The sequence below is a fragment of the Rhodoferax sp. GW822-FHT04A08 genome, assembly GCF_058801025.1.
Genome location: NZ_JBXAMW010000004.1, coordinates 249656 through 274425, shown reverse-complemented (window position 1 = coordinate 274425; position 24770 = coordinate 249656). Strand labels below are relative to the sequence as shown.

The 24770-nt window shown below is 63.8% G+C and carries 23 protein-coding genes; 11 read left to right on the top strand and 12 right to left on the bottom strand.

What is annotated here, in order from left to right:
* The first annotated feature begins 5 nt into the window (after window positions 1-5).
* Window positions 6-770, top strand: a complete 765-nt coding sequence (locus AC1RMF_RS10915) for a class I SAM-dependent methyltransferase (RefSeq protein WP_493141477.1) — start codon at window positions 6-8, stop codon at window positions 768-770.
* Between the two features lie 11 nt (window positions 771-781).
* Window positions 782-1525: an HD-GYP domain-containing protein gene (locus AC1RMF_RS10910; RefSeq protein WP_493141476.1), complete on the top strand. Its 744-nt coding sequence runs from the start codon at window positions 782-784 to the stop codon at window positions 1523-1525.
* Between the two features lie 23 nt (window positions 1526-1548).
* On the opposite strand, the gene AC1RMF_RS10905 is transcribed toward AC1RMF_RS10910, so the two are convergent.
* Window positions 1549-2973 (bottom strand): FAD-binding oxidoreductase, encoded by a 1425-nt coding sequence (locus tag AC1RMF_RS10905; RefSeq protein WP_493141475.1) that lies wholly within the window; start codon window positions 2971-2973, stop codon window positions 1549-1551.
* A gap of 44 nt (window positions 2974-3017) precedes the next feature.
* Here AC1RMF_RS10905 and AC1RMF_RS10900 point away from each other — a divergent pair, with 44 nt between their 5' ends.
* The gene (locus AC1RMF_RS10900; RefSeq protein ID WP_493141474.1) at window positions 3018-3596 is read left to right on the top strand and encodes a cob(I)yrinic acid a,c-diamide adenosyltransferase; all 579 of its coding nucleotides are present in this window, start codon (window positions 3018-3020) and stop codon (window positions 3594-3596) included.
* 21 nt (window positions 3597-3617) lie between these two features.
* Here AC1RMF_RS10900 and AC1RMF_RS10895 read toward each other — a convergent pair whose 3' ends face one another.
* A complete protein-coding gene (locus AC1RMF_RS10895; RefSeq protein ID WP_493141473.1) occupies window positions 3618-4640 on the bottom strand; it encodes a LacI family DNA-binding transcriptional regulator in 1023 nt (340 codons plus the stop codon).
* Between the two features lie 148 nt (window positions 4641-4788).
* Here AC1RMF_RS10895 and AC1RMF_RS10890 point away from each other — a divergent pair, with 148 nt between their 5' ends.
* Both AC1RMF_RS10890 and AC1RMF_RS10885 read left to right on the top strand, forming a co-directional pair.
* Window positions 4789-5994, top strand: coding sequence for a phytanoyl-CoA dioxygenase family protein (locus AC1RMF_RS10890; protein WP_493141472.1), 1206 nt, complete (start codon window positions 4789-4791; stop codon window positions 5992-5994).
* A 42-nt stretch (window positions 5995-6036) separates the two neighbouring features.
* Window positions 6037-6876 (top strand): SDR family oxidoreductase, encoded by an 840-nt coding sequence (locus AC1RMF_RS10885; RefSeq protein ID WP_493141471.1) that lies wholly within the window; start codon window positions 6037-6039, stop codon window positions 6874-6876.
* Between the two features lie 9 nt (window positions 6877-6885).
* On the opposite strand, the gene AC1RMF_RS10880 is transcribed toward AC1RMF_RS10885, so the two are convergent.
* From AC1RMF_RS10880 to AC1RMF_RS10835, 10 genes are all read right to left on the bottom strand, one after another.
* Window positions 6886-7308 (bottom strand): hotdog fold thioesterase, encoded by a 423-nt coding sequence (locus AC1RMF_RS10880; protein ID WP_493141470.1) that lies wholly within the window; start codon window positions 7306-7308, stop codon window positions 6886-6888.
* Between the two features lie 6 nt (window positions 7309-7314).
* A complete protein-coding gene (locus AC1RMF_RS10875; protein WP_493141469.1) occupies window positions 7315-8031 on the bottom strand; it encodes an ABC transporter ATP-binding protein in 717 nt (238 codons plus the stop codon).
* A gap of 2 nt (window positions 8032-8033) precedes the next feature.
* On the bottom strand, window positions 8034-8825 hold the full coding sequence (locus AC1RMF_RS10870) for an ABC transporter ATP-binding protein (protein WP_493141468.1): 792 nt from the start codon (window positions 8823-8825) through the stop codon (window positions 8034-8036).
* A complete protein-coding gene (locus AC1RMF_RS10865) occupies window positions 8822-9802 on the bottom strand; it encodes a branched-chain amino acid ABC transporter permease (RefSeq protein WP_493141467.1) in 981 nt (326 codons plus the stop codon). Before AC1RMF_RS10865 ends, AC1RMF_RS10870 begins: the two co-directional genes overlap by 4 nt.
* Before the next feature lie 4 nt (window positions 9803-9806).
* Complete coding sequence (locus AC1RMF_RS10860) at window positions 9807-10688, bottom strand: branched-chain amino acid ABC transporter permease (RefSeq protein WP_342619915.1); 882 nt, start codon at window positions 10686-10688, stop codon at window positions 9807-9809.
* 137 nt (window positions 10689-10825) lie between these two features.
* Window positions 10826-12001, bottom strand: coding sequence for an ABC transporter substrate-binding protein (locus tag AC1RMF_RS10855; RefSeq protein WP_493141466.1), 1176 nt, complete (start codon window positions 11999-12001; stop codon window positions 10826-10828).
* 12 nt (window positions 12002-12013) lie between these two features.
* Window positions 12014-12844 carry an alpha/beta fold hydrolase gene (locus tag AC1RMF_RS10850; protein ID WP_493141465.1) on the bottom strand — a complete coding sequence of 277 codons (831 nt, stop codon included), beginning with the start codon at window positions 12842-12844 and terminating at the stop codon, window positions 12014-12016.
* A 2-nt stretch (window positions 12845-12846) separates the two neighbouring features.
* Window positions 12847-14436: a benzoate-CoA ligase family protein gene (locus AC1RMF_RS10845; RefSeq protein ID WP_493141464.1), complete on the bottom strand. Its 1590-nt coding sequence runs from the start codon at window positions 14434-14436 to the stop codon at window positions 12847-12849.
* Between the two features lie 26 nt (window positions 14437-14462).
* Window positions 14463-16025, bottom strand: coding sequence for a 3,4-dehydroadipyl-CoA semialdehyde dehydrogenase (locus AC1RMF_RS10840; protein ID WP_493141463.1), 1563 nt, complete (start codon window positions 16023-16025; stop codon window positions 14463-14465).
* Entirely contained in the window at window positions 16022-16468 is a 447-nt protein-coding gene (locus AC1RMF_RS10835; RefSeq protein WP_493141574.1) for a 4-hydroxylaminobenzoate lyase, read from the bottom strand. The genes AC1RMF_RS10840 and AC1RMF_RS10835 overlap by 4 nt, the downstream gene beginning before the upstream one ends.
* A gap of 173 nt (window positions 16469-16641) precedes the next feature.
* Here AC1RMF_RS10835 and AC1RMF_RS10830 point away from each other — a divergent pair, with 173 nt between their 5' ends.
* The 6 genes from AC1RMF_RS10830 (at window position 16642) to AC1RMF_RS10805 (ending at window position 24769) form a co-directional block, all read left to right on the top strand.
* Complete coding sequence (locus AC1RMF_RS10830; protein ID WP_493141462.1) at window positions 16642-17574, top strand: helix-turn-helix transcriptional regulator; 933 nt, start codon at window positions 16642-16644, stop codon at window positions 17572-17574.
* 115 nt (window positions 17575-17689) lie between these two features.
* Window positions 17690-19354 (top strand): 2,3-epoxybenzoyl-CoA dihydrolase, encoded by a 1665-nt coding sequence (gene boxC / locus AC1RMF_RS10825; RefSeq protein WP_493141461.1) that lies wholly within the window; start codon window positions 17690-17692, stop codon window positions 19352-19354.
* 24 nt (window positions 19355-19378) lie between these two features.
* Complete coding sequence (gene boxB / locus AC1RMF_RS10820) at window positions 19379-20806, top strand: benzoyl-CoA 2,3-epoxidase subunit BoxB (protein WP_493141460.1); 1428 nt, start codon at window positions 19379-19381, stop codon at window positions 20804-20806.
* A 344-nt stretch (window positions 20807-21150) separates the two neighbouring features.
* Entirely contained in the window at window positions 21151-22428 is a 1278-nt protein-coding gene (boxA, locus tag AC1RMF_RS10815; RefSeq protein WP_493141459.1) for a benzoyl-CoA 2,3-epoxidase subunit BoxA, read from the top strand.
* Window positions 22428-23222 (top strand): enoyl-CoA hydratase-related protein, encoded by a 795-nt coding sequence (locus tag AC1RMF_RS10810; RefSeq protein ID WP_493141458.1) that lies wholly within the window; start codon window positions 22428-22430, stop codon window positions 23220-23222. The genes boxA and AC1RMF_RS10810 overlap by 1 nt, the downstream gene beginning before the upstream one ends.
* Window positions 23219-24769: a 3-hydroxyacyl-CoA dehydrogenase gene (locus AC1RMF_RS10805; RefSeq protein ID WP_493141457.1), complete on the top strand. Its 1551-nt coding sequence runs from the start codon at window positions 23219-23221 to the stop codon at window positions 24767-24769. The genes AC1RMF_RS10810 and AC1RMF_RS10805 overlap by 4 nt, the downstream gene beginning before the upstream one ends.
* Window position 24770: the final 1 nt, after the last annotated feature.

The following is a 24770-nucleotide window of genomic DNA, read 5'->3' as shown; positions in this document are numbered from 1 at the left end:
TGAGCATGGCGCGCGCCAAGCTGTGGCCCGGGCATTGGCAATGGCCGCTGCCCGCTGTGCTGGCGTGGGCGCTGGCCTGGTTTCTGTTCAAGGCAATGGCGTCGCATGGATTTGCTGCCGGCGTGGCATTGGGTGCTGCGTCTGCCGTGGGCGTGGCTTGCAGCCTGTGGGGCGAAACCTGGTGGCGTCGTTTGCTGATTGGCGCGGGCTTCCCGTTGTCCCTGGCAATTCTGCTGACCTCATCCGGTGCCAGTGCCGTGCCCCCTTGGGCCTGGCTGGTGCCGTTGGTTTTGCTGCTGCTGGTCTATCCCATCAATGCATGGCGCGATGCGCCCGTCTTTCCCACACCGGCGGACGCACTGTTGGAGCTGCCGCGGCATGCAGCCCTGCCGGCCGGTGCGCTGATTCTGGATGCCGGATGCGGTGCCGGCCATGGTTTGCAGGCTTTGCGCACCGCCTATCCGGATGCAGTGCTGCATGGTTTGGAGTGGAGTTGGCCGCTGCGTTGGCTCAGCGCCATGCGCTGCCCTTGGGCGCGTGTGCGCCGGGGCAATATCTGGCTGGCGGACTGGTCGGACTACGACATGGTGTATTTGTTCCAGCGTCCCGAGAGCATGACACGCGCCGAACTCAAGGCCAGGGAAATGAAAGATGGCGCATGGCTGGTGAGTCTGGACTTTGAAGCAACAGATCTGCGCGCCACTGCCCGTTACCGCACACCCGGTGGCAAAATGGTCTGGGTGTACAGGGCACCGATGGTGGTGCTCTAAGGAGGACATCCATGGACTTACAGCCAACCGCAGAGGGTCGCACCCTCGATGCATTGCATGCGCACCAGGTCGCCCTGTTTGCAGTGGCCTCTCTGGCCGAATTGCGTGAGTCCGATACTGAAAGCCATCTGCTGCGTGTCAGGCACTATGTGCGGCTGCTGGCTTCCAAGCTGCAAAGCCATCCGTCCTTTGCAGGCCAGCTCACCGATGCCTACATCGAAGCACTGAGCGATGCCATTCCCATGTACGACCTGGGCACCGTGGCCATACCGGACCGCATCCTGCTCAAGCCCGGACGCCTGACCGCAGAAGAGCAGGCCATCATGTCTACCCATACGACCAAAGGCTTTGATGCCATTGTGCGGGCCGAAAAGTCACTGGGGCTGCTCTCGCCCATGCTGGCGCTTGCCAAGGAAATGACCTTGTCGCACCACGAAAAGTGGAACGGCAAAGGCTATCCCAAGGGCCTGTCGGAAACCCAGATTCCGGTTTCTGCGCGGCTACTGGCGCTGGCGGATGTGTATGACGCGCTGATCAGCAACAAGGTCTACCGCCAAGGCAAGACCTACCAGGAAGCTCTGGGCATCATCTTTAGCGAGCGTGGCCAGCATTTCGACCCCGATGTGGTGGATGCTTTCATGGAGCTCTCTGCTGAGTTCGAGGAAATTGCCCACCGCTTTGCCGACACCGAGCAGGACATGCAAAACAAGATCGACTACATGGCCAACGCCATTGCGGAGATTGCCGTCCTGTAGGTGCCCGGTGAAACGCTCGCCCTCTAAAGCGTAAAGATCTTCCCCGGGTTGAGGATGTTGTGCGGGTCCAGTGCCTGCTTGATGCCGCGCATCATGGCCACCGCGCCTGCACCCGCTTCATCGCGCAGGAATTCCATCTTGTGCAGGCCCACACCGTGTTCGCCGCTGCAGGTGCCGCCCAGCCGCAGCGCGCGCTGCACCAACTGGGTATTGAGGGCTTCGGCTGCCACGCGCTCCTGGGGTTGGTTCGGATCCAGCAGGTAGCCCATATGGAAGTTGCCGTCCCCCACGTGGCCGACCAGAAAGTAGGGGATGCCGGCGGCATCTGCTTCGGTGACGCAGTCCAGCAGCGCATCGGCCAGGCGTGAGATCGGCACGCAGGTATCGGTGCTGATGACGCGGCAGCCCGGACGCGACTGCACACCGGCAAAGTAGGCGTTGTGCCGCGCAGTCCACAGGCGGCTGCGCTCCTCGGGCGTGTGTGCCCACTCAAAGGCTTTGCCGCCATGGTCATGGGCGATGGACTGCACAGTCTGCACCTGCTCTTTCACGCCTTCCGGTGAGCCATGAAACTCCATCAACAGCAGCGGCGTCTCGGGCAGGCTGAGTTTGGAATGCCGGTTGACCATGGCAACGGTTCGGCCATCGAGCAGCTCGCAACGGGCAATCGGCACGCCCATCTGGATGATCTGGATGGTGGTGTTCACCGCATCGGCCAGACTGGCAAACGACACGCTGGCGGCCATCACCGCTTCTGGTAGGGGATGGAGTTTGAGCGTGATTTCCGTGATCACGCCCAGCGTGCCTTCGGAGCCCACCATCAGGCGGGTGAGGTCGTAACCCGCGCTGCTTTTCTTGGCACGTGTGCCGGTGCGTATGACTTCGCCGCTGGCCGTCACCACTTCCAGCGCCAGCACGTTCTCGCGCATGGTGCCGTAGCGCACCGCGTTGGTACCGCTGGCGCGGGTGGCACACATGCCGCCCAGACTGGCGTCGGCGCCGGGGTCTATGGGGAAGAACAGGCCGCTGCTTTTCACTGCCTCGTTGAGCTGCTTGCGTGTAACGCCCGGTTGCAGTGTGACCGTCAGGTCTTCGGCATGGATGTGCAGCACCTGGTTCATGCGCGACACGTCCAGGCTGATGCCGCCCTGCACCGCCAGCAGATGGCCTTCGAGCGAGGAGCCCACTCCAAAGGGAATCACCGGCACCCGGTACTGCGCGCACAGCTTCACCGTATCGGCCACATCCTGCGTGCTCTGGGCAAACACCACGGCATCGGGTGGCGGCACGTCAAAGGCAGACTCGTCGCGGCCATGCTGTTCACGCACGGCCATCGCTACGGAAAACTGTGGCCCGAAGCGGGCTTGCAGTGCGTCGAGCAATGCCTGGGGTACTTCGCGCAATTGCACGGATGGCATCAGGTGATCAGGGGGAATGGCAGCGTTCATGGTGGTCTCGGTCAATAATCCCATTTTGATCCAAGGACGCCGTCATGGGAAACCGCCTCACACAAATCGCCACCCGCACCGGGGATGCTGGCACCACCGGACTGGGGGACAACACCCGCGTCTCCAAGAACAGCTTGCGCGTGCACGCCATGGGCGATGTGGACGAGCTCAACTCCCAGATCGGTGTGCTGCTGTGCGAAGACATGCCGGAGGGCATCCGCACACTGCTGGTGGAAATCCAGCACCAGCTCTTCAACCTGGGCGGCGAGCTGTCCATTCCCGGCTACGAGTTGCTCAAGCCCGAAGCCGTGCTGGCGCTGGACCAGGCGCTGGAAGAGTACAACGCCGCCTTGCCCCGTCTGCAGGAGTTCATCCTGCCCGCCGGCACGCGCGCGGCGTCGCTTGCGCATGTGTGCCGCACGGTGGCCCGCCGCGCCGAGCGCGCCCTGGTTGCCTTGGGCAACGAAGAGGCCTTGAAGGAAGCACCGCGCCAGTACCTCAACCGCCTCTCGGACCTGATGTTCGTGCTGTCCCGTGCACTCAACCGTTACCGTACCGATGGCAGCGTGGGCGATGACGTGTACTGGAAGAGCGAGCGCATGGCCAAGGGCGCCGCGGAGTAAAGACCAGGCCTGTAGGCCGCGTCAGAGCGGCAGATTGAACGGCGTCACCACCTGCACGCCGGACAGGGTTGGCAGCGTGTGCGCAGGCCCGGCGCCATGGGCACGCATGATCTGCAGACAGGCCATGCGCATATCGTGCTGCAGGTCATGGTGCAGCACAGCGCTGAGTTGCCCGGCACGCAGCAGCGGCAGGTTGTCGGCATCCAGGTCATGGCCTATGAACACCCGGCAACGCCTGCCCGCTTTTTCGAAGGCCTGCAGGATGGCCGCATTGGCCCCACCAATCGAATACACGGCACACACCTGCGGGTGCTCGCGCAGGCGCTGCAGCACCAATGCCGCCGTGGCCTCATGCAGGCCCAGGCCTTCGCTGGCATCCACCGGCCGCAACAGCGGGTAGTGCTGGCCTAGCGCCTCGACAAAGGCGGCCTCACGCTCCTCTTCGCCACGAAAGCGCGTGCTGCTCAACGACACCAGCACACCAGCCTTTTTCCGGGTACCCAGCCACTGGCCCAGCAGGTAGGCGGCGGTTTGCCCGGCTGCGCGGTTGTCCATGCCCACATAGGCTAGGCGTGCGGAGCCCGGCAGATCGGTCACCAGCGTCACCACCGGGATGCCGCGTGCCTTGAGCCGTGCCACGGCCCCCACCATGCGCGCATCGTTGGGCGCCTTGAGCAGCACGCCGTGGCTGCCGCGTGTGGCGATCTTGTCCAGTACCGCTAGCAGCTCGGCCACCGGCAGCGACTCGTCCATGTGGTAGCGCGCGCGGAAGATGGCCGGATGCATGAGCGGCATCTCACGCTCCAGCGCATCGCGCACCACCTGGGCAAAGCGCGCCGGCGCCTGCATCACCACATCCAGCATGAACTTGCGGCCCTGCAGACCCACCTGCGCACTCTGGCGCTCCAGCTCGGCCACGGCCTGCTGCACGCGCCGCACCGTGTGGGCACGTACGCCCAGGCGCTGGTGCAGCACGCGGTCCACCGTGGCCAGGCTCACACCGGCCTGCAGGGCGATGGCTTTGAGCAGATGGGGGTGGGACATGGTGGGCAGGCCTTGGGTGGGATGCATCGGATTGTGCGCCAAGCCGATTCATTCTGAGGTGTTTTTGAGGTGTTTTGCTGCAACCGCACAGAGATGCCGTTCCTACACTGCAGCTACTTCGGAATTGACCCACATCACAAAGGTTCCCATGAACGCACCCATATCCCCTGCCCACGCAGCACCCGATGGCTGGCTGCATGCCGATGCTTGCCGTGTGGATGATCTGGACTGGCTGGTGAAGACGATCACCTTGGCGCAGGACTGCCCGCAAGCCAGCACGCTGTTGCACAACGTGCCGGTGTATGACGGTGCCGCCTTGCGTGCTGCGCTGTCGGCCGCCAGACAACCGCAACAGTGGCGTGCCGCGCTGATGGCCGAGTGTGCGCAGGTGTGGATGCATGGCCCCGGCGTGCTGGTGGTGCAGGGCCTGTACCCGGACACGGCTGTGGTGGACGCAGCTACCGCCGCGTTCAACGGCCTCATCGAAGAGTCCCGCCGCGCCGGCCATGCAGGCGATCACTTCGCCAAGCCGGGCGCCAACGACCGGGTCTGGAACGCCCTGGAAAAACTCTGCCTGCGCGCACCCGACGTGTTTGCCGCCTACTACGGCAACCCCATGCTGGCCATGGTGTGTGAAGCCTGGCTGGGCCCGGCCTACCAGGTCACCTCGCAGATCAACTGCGTCAATCCCGGTGGCGAGGCGCAGGTGGCGCACCGTGACTACCACCTGGGTTTCTTCACGGCCAAGGGGGCCGAGCGCTTCCCCGCGCATGTGCATCGCCTTTCGCCCATGCTCACCTTGCAGGGCGCGGTGGCCCATGTGGACATGCCGCTGGAGAGTGGGCCTACGCTGTACTTGCCGCACTCGCAAAAATACGAGGCGGGCTATCTGGTGGCGGGTGTGCCTGCCTTTCAGGAGTACTTCGACCAGCACCATGTGCAGCTGCCCCTCAAAAAAGGCGATGGCATCTTCTTCAACCCCGCGCTCATGCATGCGGCGGGCCACAACCGCTCGCACGACATACGGCGCATGGCCAATCTGCTGCAGGTGTCGTCGGCGTTTGGGCGCTGCATGGAAACGGTGGATCGGGTGCGCATGGCGCAAGCGCTATACCCCAGCCTGCTGCGCATGCGCGGCACGGCCAGCTCCACCTTGTCTGCGGAAGTGGAAGCAGCCATTGCCGCCAGTGCCGAGGGTTATGCCTTCCCCACCAACCTGGACCGCGATCCGCCCGTAGGCGGGTTGGCGCCGCAAAGCCAGCAGGACCTGCTGCGCAGCGCGTTGCAGCAGAACTGGAACGCAGCGCAGTTCAACACCGCATTGCAGGCCCAGGCACAGACACGGCTGAGCTGACTTCCGCCACCCCCATACCAACGACTCACAACAGGAGACACCATGACAAACACTTCTTCCAACGCCGCAGCGGCTCCCGCATCCCTGCAAGGCAAGGTGGCCATCGTGACCGGTGGTACCCAGGGCTTGGGCGCTGCCATTGCGCAGCTGTTCGCTCAGAGGCAAGCCAAGGGTGTGGTTATCTGCGGCCGCAACCAGACCAAGGGCGAGGCACAGGCAGCGCAGCTGCGCAGCCTGGGTACCGAGGCGCTCTACGTGCAGGCGGACCTGGGCAACGTGGAGGACTGCCGCAAGATTGTGCAGCAGGCCGATGCCGCGTTCCACCGGGTGGACGTGCTGGTCAACGCAGCGGCCATCACCGACCGCGGCACGATTCTGGATACCGAGCCCGCGCTGTTTGACCGCATGTTTGCAGTCAACGTGCGCGCACCGTTCTATCTGATGCAGGAGTCCATCCGCATCATGCGCCGCGAGCAGATCGCCGGTAGCATCGTCAACATCGGCTCCATGTCGGCCATGGCAGGCCAGCCCTTCCTCGCGGCCTATTGCACCAGCAAGGGCGCCCTGGCCACGCTCACCCGCAACACCGCCTACGCATTGCTGCGCAATCGCATACGGGTCAACGGGCTCAACATCGGTTGGATGGCGTCCGAGGGCGAAGACCGCATCCAGCGCGAGTTCCACCATGCCGACGACGACTGGCTGCAAAAAGCCGCCGCGGCACAACCCAATGGCCGTCTGGTAGACCCGCACGAAGTAGCACGCGCCGTGGCATTTCTGTGCAGCGAGGAGTCGGGTCTGATGACCGGCTCCGTCATTGAATACGACCAGTCGGTATGGGGCGCCTACGACGGTTCACCGCATCCGGTGGCGCCACTGTAAGCGGGCTACTTACTTCGGCGCCAGCACCGCCATGGTGATGCGCGATACGCAGCTCAGTTCGCCCGCGTCGTTGCACATGTCGATCTGCCATACCTGCGTGGTGCGGCCTATGTGCACGACACGCGCCGTCGCCGTGACCCAGCCGCTGCGCGCGCCCTTCAGGTGGTTGGCATTGATGTCCAGTCCCACCACCAACTGCCCCGGCGCGCAGCTGTAGGCCGCGCCACACGAGCCCAGGGTTTCGGCCAGCACCACCGACACGCCACCGTGCAGCAGGCCATACGGTTGGCGGGTATGCGCATTGACCGGCACGCGGCCGACGATGTAGTCGTCACCGACTTCCACGAACTCGATGCCGAGATGGGTTACGGCGGTATCCGCTGTCGCTTGCGCCAGGATGTCAACGGATATGGGCTGCTGCCAGATGGACATGGTGGATCACACTCCCAGAAAGCCTGCCAGTGTCTCATCGCCGGCAACTGCGTCCGCATTGCCACCCAACACCACCTGGCCCTTTTGCAGTACCAGGGCCTGGTCGCTGTGGGAGAGCACCTTGCGGTAGTCGCGGTCCACGATCAGGGTGGCGATGCCGCTCTTGCGGATCTCGCCGATCACGCGCCAGATCTCGGCCACGATCAGCGGGGCCAGGCCTTCGGTGGCTTCGTCCAGGATGATGAGCTCGGGGTGTGTCATCAGCGCGCGGCCAATCGACAGCATCTGCTGCTCGCCGCCGCTGAGCTGTGCGCCCAGATTGGTGAGCCGCTCCTGCAGGCGCGGGAAGGTCTGCATCACGCGTTCGAAAGTCCACTCCTTGCGGCCATCACGTCCGGGGCGTGCGGCCATCACCAGGTTCTCGCGCACACTCAGGTTGGGGAACACGCCACGGCCTTCGGGCACGTAGGCCACGCCCAGGCGCGCCACCTCATACGGCTTGGCCTTGGAGACGTCCTGGCCAAACAGGTTGATGTGCCCGTCACGCTGGGTCACATGGCCCAGCAGGGTGCGGATCAGCGTGCTCTTGCCCATGCCGTTGCGGCCCAGCAAGCCCATGGTTTTGCCACGGCCTATGCGGATGTCCACGCCATGCAGCACATGGCTGGAGCCGTACCAGGCGTGCAGGCCGCGCGCGTCCAGAATGGGTTCGGAAGCCGACATGATTAATGCTCCCCCAGGTAGGCGATCTGCACCTGCCGGTTGGTCTTGATGGCCTCGGGCGCATCGGTGGCGATGACGCTGCCGTTGACCATCACCGTCACGCGGTCGGCAATGCGGAACACGGCGTCCATGTCGTGTTCCACCAGCAGGATGGCGTGGTCCGCCTTGAGTTCATTCAACATGGTCAGCATGCGTTCGGTTTCTTCTGCGCCCATGCCGGCCAACGGCTCGTCGAGCAGCAGCACTTGCGGTTTGGTGGCCAGGCACATGGCGATTTCCAGCTGGCGCTTCTGCCCGTGCGAGAGCAGGCCGGCATGCAGGTTCTGCAGGTCGGTCAGGCCGCTGCGCGCCACCACCTCGCGCGCAATCGCGGTACTGATCGGGCAATGCTCCGCACTGCGCCACCACTGCCAGGGCTTCTGGTAGGTAGCTTGCGCTGCCAGACGGCAGTTCTCGAACACGCTGAAGCTGGGGTAGATGGTGTTGCGCTGGTAGCTGCGGCCCAGGCCGGCGCGGGCGCGGCGCGGTTGCTGCCAGTGGGTGACGTCCTGACCCATGAGCTCCACGCCACCTTCAGACGGCGGGAACTCGCCGGACAGGATGTTGATCAGCGTGGACTTGCCGGCCCCGTTGGTGCCGATCACGGCATGCACGCTGCCGCGTGTGAGTTCCACATTCACCTGATTGAGTGCCACCAGACCGCCCCAGCGGCGTGTGATGTTGATGCCGCGCAGCAGCACTTCGCTGGTGCTGGCGGACTGTGCGGGCGGGGTGTTTGTCACGATGCGGTTCACGGTGTTGCTCCACCTGTATTTTTTGCGCCCAGCAGGCGAGCGCGTATCTGCTGTGGCAGCCCCACCAGACCGCGCGGTAGGAACACCACGCTGGCAATGATGGACAGGCCCAGGCCCAGATGCCAGTGCTTGGCAAAGGCGCCAAAAATGGCTTCGGACTTGAACAACTCCTGCAGCAGCGCAAACGCAAAGGCACCGATCAGCGCGCCGCGCAAATGGCCTATGCCACCCAGGATGATCATGATCAGCACGGCACCCGAGAGGTGCCAGCTCATCATTTCCGGGTTCACAAAACCGTCCTTCACCGCGAACAGAAAACCGGCCAACCCGGCAATGCCGCCCGACACGGTGAACGCGGCCAGCTTGTAGGGGTAGGTGGAAAAGCCGGTGACGCGCATGCGCTGCTCGTTCACGCGGATGCCGGCCAGGGCGCGACCGAAGCGCGAGCGGTTGAGCACGCCCAGACCGCCGAAGACCAGCAGCAGACATACCAGCGTGAAGCCGTACAGGCTGGCCGCCTTGTCCAGGTCCAGCAGCTTGCCCAGCACCGGTTTCATCATCATGTAGATGCCGTCGGTGCCGCCACCCAGCGGCGTGTCGTGCACCACGTAGTAGGCCATCTGGGCAAAGGCCAGCGTCACCATGATGAAGTACACGCCCTTGGTGCGCAGCGACAGCGAGCCCACCACCAGCGCATAGGCCGCAGCGGCAGCCACACAGGCTGGCAGCAGCCAGAGCAGAGATGGCGAATCGCTTTGCGGCGAAAGCAGAACCGCGGCATAGGCGCCTATGCCGAAGAACGCCGCCTGGCCAAAACAGATCAAGCCGGTGGCGCCCACCAGTAGTTCCAGGCTGAGCGCAAAGATGGCGTACACCATGATCTTGGTGACAAAGTCGATGCCATAACTACCAGAGACCAAGGGGAACAGCGCCAGCAGCACAAAGCAGGCCCCAACGAAAACAAAACGTGTATTCATGGTGCTATGCGGCCTTGAACAAGCCGTCTGGCTTCCACAGAAGAATCAAGGCCATCAGCACATACACCAGCACGCCGGCGGCCTGGGGCAGTAGCACCTTGCCAAAGGTATCCACCACACCAATCAGCAGTGCTGCCAGGAGCGCGCCGCGGATGGAGCCAATGCCGCCAATCACCACCACCACAAAGCAGATGATGAGCACCGTGTCGCCCATGCCCGGATAGACCGACGACACCGGCGCGGCCACCATGCCAGCCAGCACGGCTATCGCCATGCCCGCGGCAAACACTACGCGGTAGAGGAACTTGATGTCTACACCGAGGGACTGCACCATCTCGCGGTTGGCGCTGCCGGCGCGGATCATCATGCCAAGGCGCGTGCGGGTGAACACCACATACATGCCCAGTGCCAGCGCCAGGCACACGCCGGAGATGAACAGCCGGTACACCGGATAGGTCATCATCTCGCCCAACGGCAGCGTGCCGGAGAGGAAGGCCGGTACTTCGACGCCGTGCACCTCGTCACCCACCAGCAGGCTGCGCATCTCCTCGAACACCAGGATCAGGCCGTAGGTCATCAGCACCTGCTGCAAGTGTTCGCGCTCGTACAGAAAGCTGAAGAACGCCCACTCCAGCACATAACCCAGCAACACCGCCAGCACCACGCCCACCAGCAGCGTCGAGAAGAAGCCGCCGCCAAACGTGCTGGCCACGATGGGCGCCAGCGCATAGGCCATGTAGGCCCCCATCATGTAGAAGCTGCCATGCGCCAGATTGATGACGCCCATGATCCCGAAGATCAGCGTCAGCCCCGACGCCACCAGAAACAACAGCAAGCCGTACTGGAGCGCGTTCAGGCACTGAATCAAAAAAGTAGAAAAGTCCATGTGCAATCCATCATCCTCGGCGCGAAGTGCCTTCAATTCAGAGTGCCGCGGGACCGGCTGTGCCGGCCCGCTGGCGCTGCCCCCTGAAAGGGGGAAAGCGAAGCGACACGCAGTGCGCGCAGCCGGGGGGTGTGCCACTACATCTTGCAGCCGCGGGCTGGATCGGCCAGTGCCTTGCTGGCAATGCCGATCAGCTTGTTTTCCTTGCCGGTGACCTGGCGCAGATAGATGTCCTGCACCGGGTTGTGGGCCTTGGACAGCGAGAAGGTGCCGCGCGGGCTGTCGATCTTGGCGGCTTCCACCGCAGCGGCGAACTCGGCCTTCTTGCTCAGGTCGCCGTTCACGGCCTTCAGGCCAATGCCCAGAATCTGCGCTGCGTCATAGCCCTGCACCGCATACACGTCGGGCTGCAGCTTGTAGGTCTTGGCATAGGCCAGACGGAAGGATTTGTCCTTGGCGATTTCCATGCTGTCGGCATAGTGCAGCGCGGTTTGCAGGCCTTCGGCATCGGCGCCCTGTGCATCCAGCGTGCCGTCGGTCAGGAAGCCCGAGCCATACAGCGGAATGGTTTTCTTCAGGCCCGCAGCAGCGTAGTCCTTCACGAACTTCACTGCACCACCACCCGCGAAGAAGGTGAACACGGCGTCCGGCTTGGTCGCAGCGATATCGGTCAGCAAGGCCTGGAACTCCACATTGGGGAAGGGCAGGTTGAGCTCTTTCACCACGGTGCCGCCGCCCTTCTCAAACGCCTCCTTGAATCCGCGTATGCTCTCGTCACCGGCTGCGTACTTCCAGGTGATGGTCACAACCTTCTTGATGCCCTTCTTGGCCATGACTTCACCCATGGCGTAGCCGGGTTGCCAGTTGCTGAAAGAGCTGCGGAAGATGTTGGGCGCGCACATAGGGCCGGTGACCGCGTCGGCACCCGCGTTGGGCACGATCAGCAGCGTGCCGCTTTCCTTGGCGACTTTGGCCATGGCCATGGCCACGCCGGAGTGCACCGTGCCGATCAGCACGTCCACGTTGTCGCGCTTGATCAGCTTGTTGACGTTGTCGGTGGCCTTGGACGGGTCGGACTCATCGTCCACCTTGACGAACTCCACTTCGCGTCCGGCAATCTTGCCGCCCTGTTCGGTGATGTACAGCTTGAAGCCGTTTTCAATCGCATTGCCCAGTGATGCATAGGTGCCGGTGTAGGGCAGCATCAGGCCGACCTTGAGCTTGGCACCGGCCTGGGCAAAGGCTACGGTGGAAAGCAGTGCGGCTGCGGCAGCAACCAGGGTGGTGCGGAAAAGAACGCGCTTGGTGTTCATGGTGTGGTCTCCTCAAGTATGTTGTCGAAAAAATTGCTGTACCGCTTCTATCAGGCGGTCTCTTTGTTCCAGATGCGGTGAGTGGCCGCAATCGGCCAGCTCCACGACTGCACATTGTGGCGCGACTCGGGCTATTCCCTGCACCTGTTCCATCGTGCCGTACCTATCGTTTACCCCTTGTACCGCCAGTAACGGGCAGGTGATGGTGTGCAGTTCCTGGTCTATGCGCCAGCTGCGGAAGTCCGGGTGCAGCCAGATGTCGTTCCAGCCCCAGAAGGCCGAATCCGGGTCGTTGTGATGGCGTGCCAGGCGCTGACGCAGATCGGTATCCAGATAGGCTGTGCGCGCCTCCGCAATGCTCTTGATTGAAATGTCTTCCACCAGGATGTGCGGCGCCAGCACGATGGCACCGCTGAGTCGGTCGGGAAACAGGGCGGCATACAGCAACGCAATGGAGCCGCCGTCGCTGTGGCCCAGCAGCCAGAGCCGGTCCCGGGTGGGGTCGATGGCCAATGCGGCCAGCAGCGCGGGCAGGACTTCGCGCGCTTGCCGGTGCATGAAGTCCGGTCGCCATTGCTCACCCGGAGCGCGTGGCGAAGACTGGCCATAACCCGGGCGCGAATACACCAGGCCGCGGCAGCCCAGGGCCTCGCACAAGGCAGCAGGAAAGTCGCGCCACATGGAGACTGAGCCCAGACCTTCGTGCAGGAACACCATCAAGGGCGCTTGTGTGTCTTCACGGCGCAGCCACTGGTATTCCACACGCACCGGCCGACCGGCCCAGTCCAGCTCCACCGTTTCGGTGGCGGTTGTGGTGGGTGCCTTGCGCACAGCGGTGTCCATGCTCAGGCACGCTCCTGGTCGCGCAGCTTGAAGCGTTGGATCTTGCCCGTGGCCGTCTTGGGCAGGTCTTTCACAAACTCGATCTGGCGCGGATATTTGTAGGGTGCGAGCTTGTCTTTCACAAAGGCCTTGAGTTCATCAGCGGTAGCGGAGGCTCCATCTTTCAGAACTACGAAGGCCTTTGTTTTTGTCAGGCCTTCCCCGTCGGGCACGCCAATCACGGCAGCCTCCAGAACCGACGGATGCTGCACCAGGGTGGCTTCCACTTCAAAGGGCGAGACGTAGATGCCACTGACCTTGAGCATGTCGTCGCTGCGTCCGCCGTAGGTGTAGCTGCCGTCCTCGTTGCGTACGTACTTGTCGCCGCTCTTGGTCCAGCCGCCCTGGAAGGTTTCGCGGGTCTTCTCGCGGTTGCCCCAGTACATCATGGCGGCCGAGGGACCCTGGATGTAGAGATCGCCCGGCTCACCGTCGGGCACGGGCTTGCCGTCGTCACCGCGCAGCTCGACGGTATAGCCCGGCACCGGCCAGCCGGTGGTGCCATAGCGCACCCGCTCGGGTGTGTTGGACAGGAAGATGTGCAGCATCTCGGTGGAACCAATGCCGTCCACGATGTCCACGCCAAAGTGCGCCTTGAAGCGTTCACCCAGGTCAGCTGGCAGTGCCTCCCCGGCGGAGGACACCAAGCGCAGTCGCACTGCGCTGCGCGCTGGCAGGTTGGGATGGGCGAGCATGCCGGCAAAGCCGGTGGGAGCGCCGTAGAACACTGTGGGTTTGGTATTGCCAACACCGCCCAGCCAGCGCTTGAAGGTGGCGTCGGGTGTGGGACGTTCGGCCATCAGGATGGTGGTGGCGCCCACGCCCATGGGAAAGGTCAGCGCGTTGCCCAGGCCGTAGGCGAAGAACAGTTTGGCTGCCGAAAAGCAGACGTCGTTCTCCTGCAATTTCAGAATGCCCTTGCCGTACAGCTCGCCGGTCCAGTAGGGGTTGCCGTGCGAATGCACCGTGCCTTTGGGGCGACCGGTGGACCCGGATGAATAGAGCCAGAAGCCGGGGTCATCGGGGCTGGTGGTCGCCGGTTTGTGCAACGGCTGGTGGACCTGTACAAAGGCCTCGAACTCCACCTCCGCCGGGTGCAACGGTGCGGCCGGTTTGGACACCACAACCTTGGAGACTTCATGGTCGGACTTGATCATGGCCGAGGTCAGCACCGGCAGCAGGGCACCGGACACCAGTACCGCCTGCGCGCGCGAATGTTCCAGCATGTAGGCGTAGTCATCGGCTGTGAGCAGCGTGTTCACCGCCACCGGGACTAGGCCGGCATACATGGCACCCAGAAAGCTCACCGGCCAATCGGCGCAGTCGTGCATGAGCAGCAGCACGCGCTCCTCGCGGCGTAGCCCCAAGGCACGCAGGCCAGCGGCCACGCGGCGCACGCGCTCAGCCAACTGGCCGTAGCTCAGCGTGCCATGGTCGTCGATGAAGGCGATCTTGTCGGCACGCTCTGCGTTCACCTGCAAAAGGTACTGCGCAAAGTTGAACGGCGTGGGCAGCGTGGTGGGAGCCGTTGCATCCGTGGTTTCTGTGGTCATGTCTGTCTCCTGTCTTTTTGTAGTGCTCAGGCGCCGAGCTGGGCCAGCACGGTGGTGCTGGCCTGGATGGCGGCGCGGCGGTGGTAGAAGTTCAGCACGCGCACGCCGCCCAGCTCCTCACCGCCACCGGCGCGGCCCGGGCCGCCATGCAGCGACTGCGGCATCACATTGCCGTGACCGGTGTGCAGGGCTGCTACATCGGGCGAGATGATGTGCACGCGGCCATGACTGTCTGCCAGCTCTGCGGCGGCTTTGGCCAGTGCCTGCGCGTCGCTGCCGTAGAGTGAACACACCAGTGAACCCTGGCCGCGTCGCACCAGTTGCAGTGCATGGTCCAGGTCGCGGTAGGCCACCAGCGTGGCCACCGGGCCGAACACTTCGGTGTCATGCACCCGGTCGCTGGCATCGCTGCCAGCCGCATTACGCGTGCCCAGCAGGGTGGGGCCTAGGCAGCAGGAAGCGGCATCGGCATCCACCAGCGCATGGGTGGCGCCGTCGTGCAGCACTTCGGTCTGTGCCTTCAGATAGTCCAGACCTTCGCGCACCGCGTTGAGCTGGGTGCGGCTCACCAGTGCGCCCATGCGCACCGCGTCATTGCGCGGGTTGCCCACCGTGGTCTTGGCCAGCCGTGCGCTGATGGCCTGTGCGGCGGCAGCGTACACACCTTCGGGCACGAAGACGCGACGTATGGCGGTGCACTTCTGGCCGGACTTGACCGTCATCTCGCGTGCCACTTCCTTGGCCAGCAAGTCGAAGGATTCGCTGCCTGCGGCTTCGCCGGGCAGCAGCAGGGCGGAGTTCACGCTGTCGGCCTCGATGTTCACGCGCACCGAACGCTGGGTGACAGCCGGGTGCGAGCGGATCACTGCCGCCGTATCGGCCGAGCCGGTGAAGGACACCACGTCGAAGGGCTGCAACTGGTCCAGCAGACCGGCCGAGCTGCCGCAGACCACCGACAGGGCGCCCGCGGGCAGGATGCCCGCGTCCACCACATCGCGCACCATGCGCTGCGTCAGCCAGGCGGTGGCCGTGGCGGGCTTGATGATGACGGGCACGCCGCTGAGCAATGCCGGTGCGGCTTTTTCCCACAAGCCCCATGCGGGGAAGTTGAAGGCATTGATGAACAGCGCCACGCCGCGTGTGGGCGTGAGGATGTGCTGGCTCTGGAACAGCGGGTCCTTGCCCAGGCGCGCTGCTTCGCCGTCGGGCAGATAGTGCTTGTCGCCCAGTGTTTCCCCCATGCGGGCATACACACCCAGGGTGAACAGGCCGCCGTCGATGTCCACCGCGGAATCGTTTTTCACCGTGCCGCTGTTGGCCGTGGCGATGTCGTAGTAGGCATCGCGCTGGGCCTGCAGCACCTTGAGGACTTCGCCCAGCAGGGCGCCACGTTGTTTGTAGGTGAGGGCGCGCAAGGCAGCACCGCCCTGTTCACGGGCGAAGGCAAAGCCGCCGGCCAGATCCAGGCCGGTGGCGTCTACGCGCACCAGTTCGGTACCGGTGACCGGGTCGAACAAGGGGGTGCCGGCACCGCTGCCGGTCTGCCATTGGCCACCCAGGTAATTGGGGAGGAGTTCCGTGGTGCTCATGCGGCCGCCGTGAATTCGATGCGGCCTTGGGGCAGCAGGTACAACACCAGGGCACGTCCCTGGGAAACGGTGGGGCGATGGGCACTGCCCGCGGGGGCTACCATCCAGCCGGCCGGGCGACCGTCAAACAGGGCGCCTTCGTCCAGCGGCATGATCAGGTCGATCTCGCCTTCGGGGTGGGTATGGTGCGGGCCGGCCAGGTCTTTCATGTCGACCACGTCGACCGAGAAGCCGTGCAGGTCATCGGCGGGCTTGAAGATGCGGCCATAGCGCAGGCCACCCCCTTCACGGTTGCACAGCCAGCCCTCGGTCGCGCCGGTGATGCAGGCGGCCTTGAGCTGCTGGTAGGTATGGCTATCGGGCCCGACGTTCTGGTTGAGCCAGGCATCCAGCGCCTGGTCCAGCGGCCTGCCAGCAATGGACTGGGTCAGGGATGCGATCATTTCGCGAAAATCGGATGGGGAGACGGAGGTGGGGGACACAAATCACTCCAGTTTGAGTTTCAGGCTTGCCATTCCGCACAACATGAATTATTGTGCACGCATGAACGATAAAGCCGGCACACCCCCGTGTCAAGCACTATATTGCATGAGTGCGGGTTTACACTGAGTTCCCTATGAATACTGAACTAGAGCAGTCCGAAGCGGTTCCCCAGGTTGCTGAAACCGGCACCGCTGCGCCACAGAAGAACCCTTTCCTGGTCAGCCTGGGCGAGCGCGTGCGCTCGCTGCGTGCGCGCCGGGGCATGACCCGCAAGGCAGTGGCGGTAGCCGCCGATGTGTCGGAGCGCCACTTGGCCAATCTGGAATATGGTGAGGGCAATGCCTCCATCCTGGTGCTGCTGCAGGTGGCAGGTGCCCTGCAGTGTTCCTTGATGGAGCTGCTGGGCGACGTGACCACGTCCAACCCTGAGTGGTTACTGATCCGCGAGCTGCTGGAACATGCCGACGACGCCAAGCTGCGCAAAGCGCGCATTGCCATTGGCGAAGCCCTGGGGACCGGTGGCGCCACACCCATCGCCAACGCCAGAGTGGCGCTGATAGGGCTTCGCGGCGCAGGCAAGTCCTCACTTGGCCAGATGCTGGCCGATGATTTGGGTTATCCGTTCGTGGAACTCAGCCGCGAAATCGAGAAGTTTGCCGGTTGCAGCGTGAACGAAATCCAGGCCCTCTACGGCATGAATGCCTACCGCCGCTACGAGCGCCGCGCTTTGGAAGAAGCCATTCAGATCTACCCCGAAGCCGTGATTGCCACGCCGGGCGGCCTGGTGTCCGATCCCGCCACCTTCAACCAGTTGCTGTCGCATTGCACCACGGTCTGGCTGCAGGCCGACCCGCAGGACCATATGAAGCGGGTGCTGGAGCAGGGCGATTTGCGTCCCATGGCATCCAGCAAGGAAGCCATGGAAGACCTCAAGAGCATTCTGGCCGGGCGTGCAGCCTTCTATTCCAAGGCCCAGCTCAAGCTCGACACCAGCGCCCAGCCTCTGGACGCCACATTCAAGGCCCTGCGCACCATGGTGCGCGAGTTGTTGCAACTCCCGGTTTAAGGAATTTTCCAAAAAGATGCATAAAAGTGCTTGACTGCGTTTGAATGGATGCACTATTATTCATGTCAATGGATCGACAGCTGCACCCATTTACATCTTTATCGGAGACAAGACCATGACCACTGCCACCCCACCCCGCGTTGAATACCAGACCGATCCCAGCCAGTACAAACACCTCAAGCTCAGTTTCAACGGTGCCGTAGCCAGCCTGGCCATCGACATCGACGAGTCCGCCGGACTGCGCCCCGGTTACAAGCTCAAGCTCAACAGCTACGACCTGGGCGTGGACATCGAACTCAACGACGCCATCCAGCGCATCCGCTTCGAGCACCCCGAAGTGCGCACCGTGGTGGTCAGTAGCGCCAAGGAAAAGGTGTTCTGCTCAGGCGCCAACATCTTCATGCTGGGCGTTTCCAGCCATGCCTGGAAGGTGAACTTCTGCAAGTTCACCAACGAAACCCGCAACGGCCTGGAAGACTCCTCCAAGCACAGCGGCCTGAAATTCCTGGCCGCCGTCAACGGCGCTTGCGCTGGTGGCGGCTATGAGCTGGCCCTGGCCTGCGACGAAATCCTGCTGGTGGATGACCGCTCCAGCGCAGTCAGCCTGCCCGAAGTGCCCCTGCTGGGCGTGCTGCCCGGTACCGGTGGCCTGACCCGTGTGACCGACAAGCGCCATGTGCGCCATGATCTGGCCGACATCTTCTGCACCAGCGTGGAAGGTGTGCGCGGCCAGAAGGCCAAGGACTGGCGCCTGGTGGACGACGTTGCCAAGCCTGCCGTGTTTGCCCAGAAGGTGCAGGAGCGTGCCCTGGCCCTGGCTGCGCAAAGTGACCGTCCCGCGGACGCCAAGGGCGTGAAGTTCAACCCCTTGCACCGCACTGTGGAAGCCGATGCCCTGCGCTACCAACATGTGACGGTGGAAATCGACCGCGCCAAGCGCACCGCCACCTTCACCGCCAAGGCGCCCACTGGCGCCCAGCCCACCGACATCGCCGGCATCGAAGCCGCTGGCGACCAGTGGTTCCCGCTGGCTTTTGCCCGCGAACTGGAAGACGCCATTCTGCAAATGCGTACCAATGAACTGGACATCGGCATCTGGCTGATCAAGTCGCAGGGTGACGCCGCCGCCGTGCTGGCCATGGACGCCACGCTGGTGGCCCACAAGGACCACTGGCTGGTACGCGAAACCATTGGCCTGCTGCGCCGCACCTTCAGCCGCCTGGACGTGTCCTCGCGCAGCCTGTTTGCGCTGATCGAAGCCGGCTCCTGCTTTGCTGGCACTTTCCTGGAAATGGTCCTGGCCTGCGACCGCAGCTACCAGCTGATGCTGCCTGATGATGAAGCGGCATCTCCCAAGATCACCGTGTCCGACACCAACTTCGGTCTGTACCCCATGGTCACTGAACAGAGCCGCCTGCAACGCCGCTTCTATAGTGAGCAGGCCGCACTCGACGCCGTGCGCGCCCAGGCGGGCAAGCCGCTGGATGCGGATGCAGCCTTTGCGCTGGGCCTGGTGACTTCCAACCCGGATGACATCGACTGGACCGACGAAGTGCGCATCGCCGTGGAAGAGCGTGTCTCCATGTCGCCCGATGCGCTCACCGGCATGGAAGCCAACCTGCGTTTCAACGGCCCGGAAAACATGTTCACCCGCGTCTTTGGCCGCCTCACCGCCTGGCAGAACTGGATCTTCCAGCGCCCCAACGCTGTTGGAGAAAAGGGCGCTCTCAAGGTGTACGGCAAGGGCGACAAGGCCGTATTCGACTGGAACCGCGTTTAAACCAATCAACCCGAGGAAACAACCATGTCCACCATCAATTACAGCGACAAGATCCCCAACAACGTCAACCTGTCCGAGGACCGCACGCTGCAGCGCGCGCTGGAACAGTGGCAGCCCAATTACCTGCAATGGTGGGGCGACATGGGGCCGGACGGTTCGCAGAACTTTGACGTGTACCTGCGCACCGCCGTCAGCGTGGACCCACAGGGCTGGGCGCAGTTCGGCCATGTGAAGATGCCCGACTACCGCTGGGGCATCTTCCTGAACCCGGCCGAGCAAGACCGCAAGATCCATTTCGGCGACCACAAGGGTGAGGCTGCATGGCAGGACGTGCCCGGCGAATACCGCGCCAACCTGCGCCGCATCATCGTCACGCAAGGCGATACCGAGCCCGCATCAGTGGAACAGCAACGCCATCTGGGCCTGACCTGCCCCAGCCAGTACGACCTGCGCAACCTGTTCCAGGTGAACGTGGAAGAAGGCCGCCATCTCTGGGCCATGGTGTACCTGCTGCACAAGTACTTCGGCCGCGATGGCCGCGAGGAAGGCGAAGCCCTGCTGGAGCGCCGCTCCGGCCAGGAAAACAACCCGCGCATCCTGCAGGCGTTCAATGAAGAGACACCCGACTGGCTGTCCTTCTTCATGTTCACCTACTTCACCGACCGCGACGGCAAGTTCCAGCTGTGCGCCCTGGCCGAGTCCTCGTTCGACCCGCTGGCACGCACCACCAAGTTCATGCTGACCGAAGAAGCCCACCACATGTTCGTGGGCGAGTCCGGCATCAGCCGCGTGATCAGCCGCACCTGCGCTGCCATGAACGAGCTCAAGACCGACGACGTGGCCAAGCTGCGCGCCGCTGGCGTGATCGACCTGCCCACGCTGCAGCGCTACCTGAACTTCCACTTCAGCGTGACCATCGACCTGTTCGGTGCCGACGAGTCCAGCAATGCCGCCACCTTCTACAACACCGGCCTCAAGGGCCGCTACGAAGAAGGCAAGCGCGTGGACGACCACGTGCTCAAGGGCCAGACCTACAAGGTGCTGTCGGTCAGCAATGGCCAGCTGGTGGAGCGCGAAGTGCCCATGCTCAATGCGTTGAACGAAGTGCTGCGCGACGACTACATCAAGGATTCCATCGGTGGCGTGGAGCGCTGGAACAAGGTCATCGAGAAGGCCGGCATTCCCTTCCGCCTGAAGACACCACACAAGGCGTTCCACCGCAACATCGGCTCACTCTCCGGTGCCAAGGTGTCTCCGGACGGCCGTGTGGTCAGCGAAGCGGAATGGAAGGCCAATGTGGACAACTGGCTGCCTTCCGGCGCCGACCGCGCCTTCGTAGCCAGCCTGATGGGCCGCGTGGTGGAGCCGGGCAAGTTCGCCAACTGGATTGCTCCCCCGGTCATGGGCATCAACCGCCAGCCCGTGGACTTTGAATACGTTCGGTTCAACTGAGGTCTTGTGCGCTGTTGGCATGAGTGGTCGCTGAACCCGCAGCAGGGTGGGGGGACGTGCCGCCGCTCATGTCCCCCGAACCGGGCGGTGCCCGGTTCTCCTCCTTTACTTCGCTCTGGCACGTCCCCCCACCCTGCTGCTGCGAATGAGATCGCTACGTTCCCTCTGTGGGCATGCGAAACGCTACCGGAATACGGGGAGCAGGGTGCTCTGTGCCGGTAGGTAAAGGAGGAGCCCGAAGGGCGGGGGACACGGACGGCGCAGAGTGCCCTGCTCCCCGTATTCTGCGCAAAAGCAGGTTCACAATACCCAACCGGTGAACCACAAGAAGAGAGAGACACACCATGACAGAAGCCGTCATCAAGCAACACCTGATAGACCCCGAGATCTGCATCCGCTGCAACACCTGCGAAGCCATCTGCCCCGTGGGCGCCATCACCCACGACGCACGCAACTACGTGGTCAAGGCCGATGTGTGCAACCTCTGCATGGCCTGCATCTCCCCCTGCCCCACTGGCTCCATCGACAACTGGCGCATGATGCCTGCGGCCCAGGCCTACTCCATCGAGGCGCAGTTCTTCTGGGACGAGTTGCCCGTTGAACTCAGCGCCGAACAACTGGCCGAACAGGGCGTGGCCACCCAGGCTGTGGAAGAAGCGCAGGCCCCTGAACCTGCAGCAGACCCTGCCGGACAGCAGGCCTTCAACTCCGCTGCATTCGGCGCAACCTTGCCGCCCTGGTCGGCGGCCCATGCCTATACCAACCTCTACGGACCCAAGGCCGCCGAGAAGACCGTGACTGCCAAGGTCGTCGGCAACGTACGCGTGACCGAAGTGGGCGCCACCGCCGGTGCCGACTACGACACCCACCACATCGTGTTGGACTTCGGCAGCATGCCCTTTCCCGTGCTGGAAGGCCAGAGCATCGGTATCGTCCCGCCTGGCGTGGATGAAAACGGCCGCGCCCACCACGCGCGCCAGTACTCCATTGCCAGTCCGCGCAACGGTGAGCGTCCCGGCTACAACAACCTCTCGCTTACCATCAAGCGCGTGCTGGAAGACCACAGTGGCAAGCCGGTGCGCGGCGTCGGCTCCAACTACATGTGCGACCTGCAGATCGGCGATACGGTGCAGGTCATAGGCCCGTTCGGCACCAGCTTCCTGATGCCCAACCATCCGCGCTCCAACATCGTGATGATCTGCACCGGCACCGGCAGCGCGCCCATGCGCGCCATGACCGAGTGGCGTCGCCGGCTGCGCCAGAGCGGCAAGTTCGAAGGCGGCAAGCTGATGCTGTTCTTCGGCGCACGCACGCAGCAGGAGCTGCCCTACTTCGGCCCGTTGCAGAACCTGCCCAAGGATTTCATCGACATCAACTTCGCTTTCTCGCGTACGCCGGGCAGCCCCAAGCGCTATGTGCAGGACCTGATGCGCGAACGCGCCGCCGACCTCGCACCGTTACTGGCCGACAGCAACAGCTACTTCTATGTGTGCGGACTCAAGAGCATGGAAGAAGGCGTGGTGCTGGCGCTGCATGACATCGCCAAGGGTGCGGGACTGAATTGGGAAACGGTGGGCGCATCCCTCAAACGCGAAGGCCGCCTGCACTTGGAAACCTATTGATGCGTACCTACCAAACCCTGGCGCTCAGCGAGCGCGCGCCCGGTGTGGCGCAAATCACCATGGCGCGGCCCGCCGTGTTCAATGCGTTTGACGAGCTGATGATCGGCGAGCTGGATGCGGCCTTTGAAGCGCTGGTTGCCGACCCGCAGGTGCGCGTGATCGTGCTCGCGGGCGAAGGCAAGCACTTCAGCGCAGGCGCCGACCTGCAATGGATGCAGCGTGCAGCAGAAGCCAGCGTGGAATGGAACCTGCAGGATGCGCGCCGCTTTGCCGGCATGCTGCATCGCATCGCCAGCGCGCCCAAACCTGTGTTGGCGCGCGTGCAGGGTGCGGCACTGGGTGGCGGCGTGGGACTGGCCTGCGCATGCGATATCGCCATTGCCGCCGACAACGCCAGCTTTGCCGTGAGCGAAGCCAAGTTCGGCATCCTGCCCGCCGTGATTGGCCCGTATGTGACCAATGCCGTGGGCAAACGCCAGGCGCAGCGCCTGGCACTCACCACCACCCGCATCGGCGCGTCCGAGGCGCTGTCCATGGGCCTGGTGCAGCAGGTGGTGGCGCTCGATGCGCTGGACGCCGCGGTGGATGCCACGGTGAAGGAGCTGCTGGTGGGCAGCCCCAACGCGCAGCGTGAAATCAAGGCGCTGTTTGCCCAGCTCGCGGTCGGCCCCATCACGCCCGAAGTGCGTGAACTCACCGCACAGACCATCAGCCGCGTGCGCGGCACCGACGAAGCACGCGAGGGCTTTGCTGCCTTCCTGGCCAAGCGCCCCGCCAACTGGATTCCCCAATGAGTGAGACTTCCCTGAACAACGCACCGGTGCTCGTGGTGGGCGCCGGCATCATGGGTGCCGGCATTGCGCAGGTCGCAGCGCAGGCCGGGCATGCCGTCATGCTGTACGACACGCGCGAAGGCGCGGCCCTGGATGCCAAGACCAAGCTGGCCGCCAGCCTGCAGGCGCTGGTAGCCAAGGGCAAGCTCACGGCCGATGCCGTGGCGCAGACGTTGGAGCGCATCAGCGCCATCAGCACGCTGCACGAAGCGGCATCGGCCGGCCTGGTGGTGGAAGCCATCATCGAAAAGCTCGACGCCAAGCGCGGCCTGTTCCAGCAGCTTGAATCCATCGTGGGTGCCGACTGCATCCTGGCCACCAACACGTCTTCCATTTCGGTCACTGCGATTGCCAACGGCCTGCAGCGCCCGCAGCGTCTGGTGGGCATGCACTTCTTCAACCCGGTGCCCTTGATGAAGCTGGTGGAAGTGGTGTCGGGTCTGCAGACCGATGCCGCGGTAGCGCAGGCCATCTTTGATCTGTCCATACGCTGGGGCAAGGTGGCAGTGCATGCGCGCTCCACGCCGGGCTTCATCGTCAACCGCATTGCGCGGCCCTACTACGCCGAGACGCTGGCCCTGCTGCAAGAGCAGGCCGCAGCGCCCGCCACGCTGGATGCCTGTCTGCGCGCAGCGGGTTTTCGCATGGGACCGTGCGAGCTGATCGACCTGATCGGCCACGACACCAACTTCGCGGTGACGCAGTCGGTGTATGAAGCCAATTTCTTCGACAAGCGTTTTGTGCCCTCGCTGGTGCAGCGCGAGATGGTGGACGGCGGTCTGCTGGGCCGCAAGTCCGGGCGTGGCTTCTATGCTTATGGTGCCGATGCCGCTATGCTGCAAGTCGCTACGTACGAGGCAGCGGCACTGCCTGTAGCGCAGAAGATCACGGTGCGTGGCAGCGGCGCGGTAGCCAAGCTGCTGTTGCAGGCGCTCGATACCGTTGTAGATGCGGCCATCAGTCTGGGTGAAGTCTCGGCACCCGCCATACACAACGAACCCGGCAGCGACTGGGTCGGCCTGGATATCGATGGCTGCCAGTTGCGTCTGACGGATGGCCGCTGCGCCACGCAGTTGGGTGGTGAGGTGGCCGTGTTCGATCTGCCCTTGCAGGGCAAGGGCAGCAGCGCAGGCATCGCCAACGCGCCCTTGGCCTGGGCAGTGTCTGCACGTGCGTCAGAGGCATGGGCCGCGCAGGCGGGTCAGTGGGTGCAGGCACTGGGTTTCAATGCCCAGCGCGTGGCCGATACACCCGCGCTGGTGGTGGCGCGCACCATTGCCATGCTGGTCAACGAAGCGGCCGATGCAGTGCACCAGGGTGTGTGTACCGAACAGGGTGCCAACGATGCCATGAAGTTGGGCGTGAACTACCCCACTGGCCCGTTCGACTGGCTTGCCCTGTGGGGCGTGGCATCGGTGGTGCAGGTGCTGGACGCATTGGATCTGCACTACCGTGGCGAGCGCTACCGCGTGAGCCCTTTGCTGCGCCAGCGCGCCTGGGCTGCCTGAG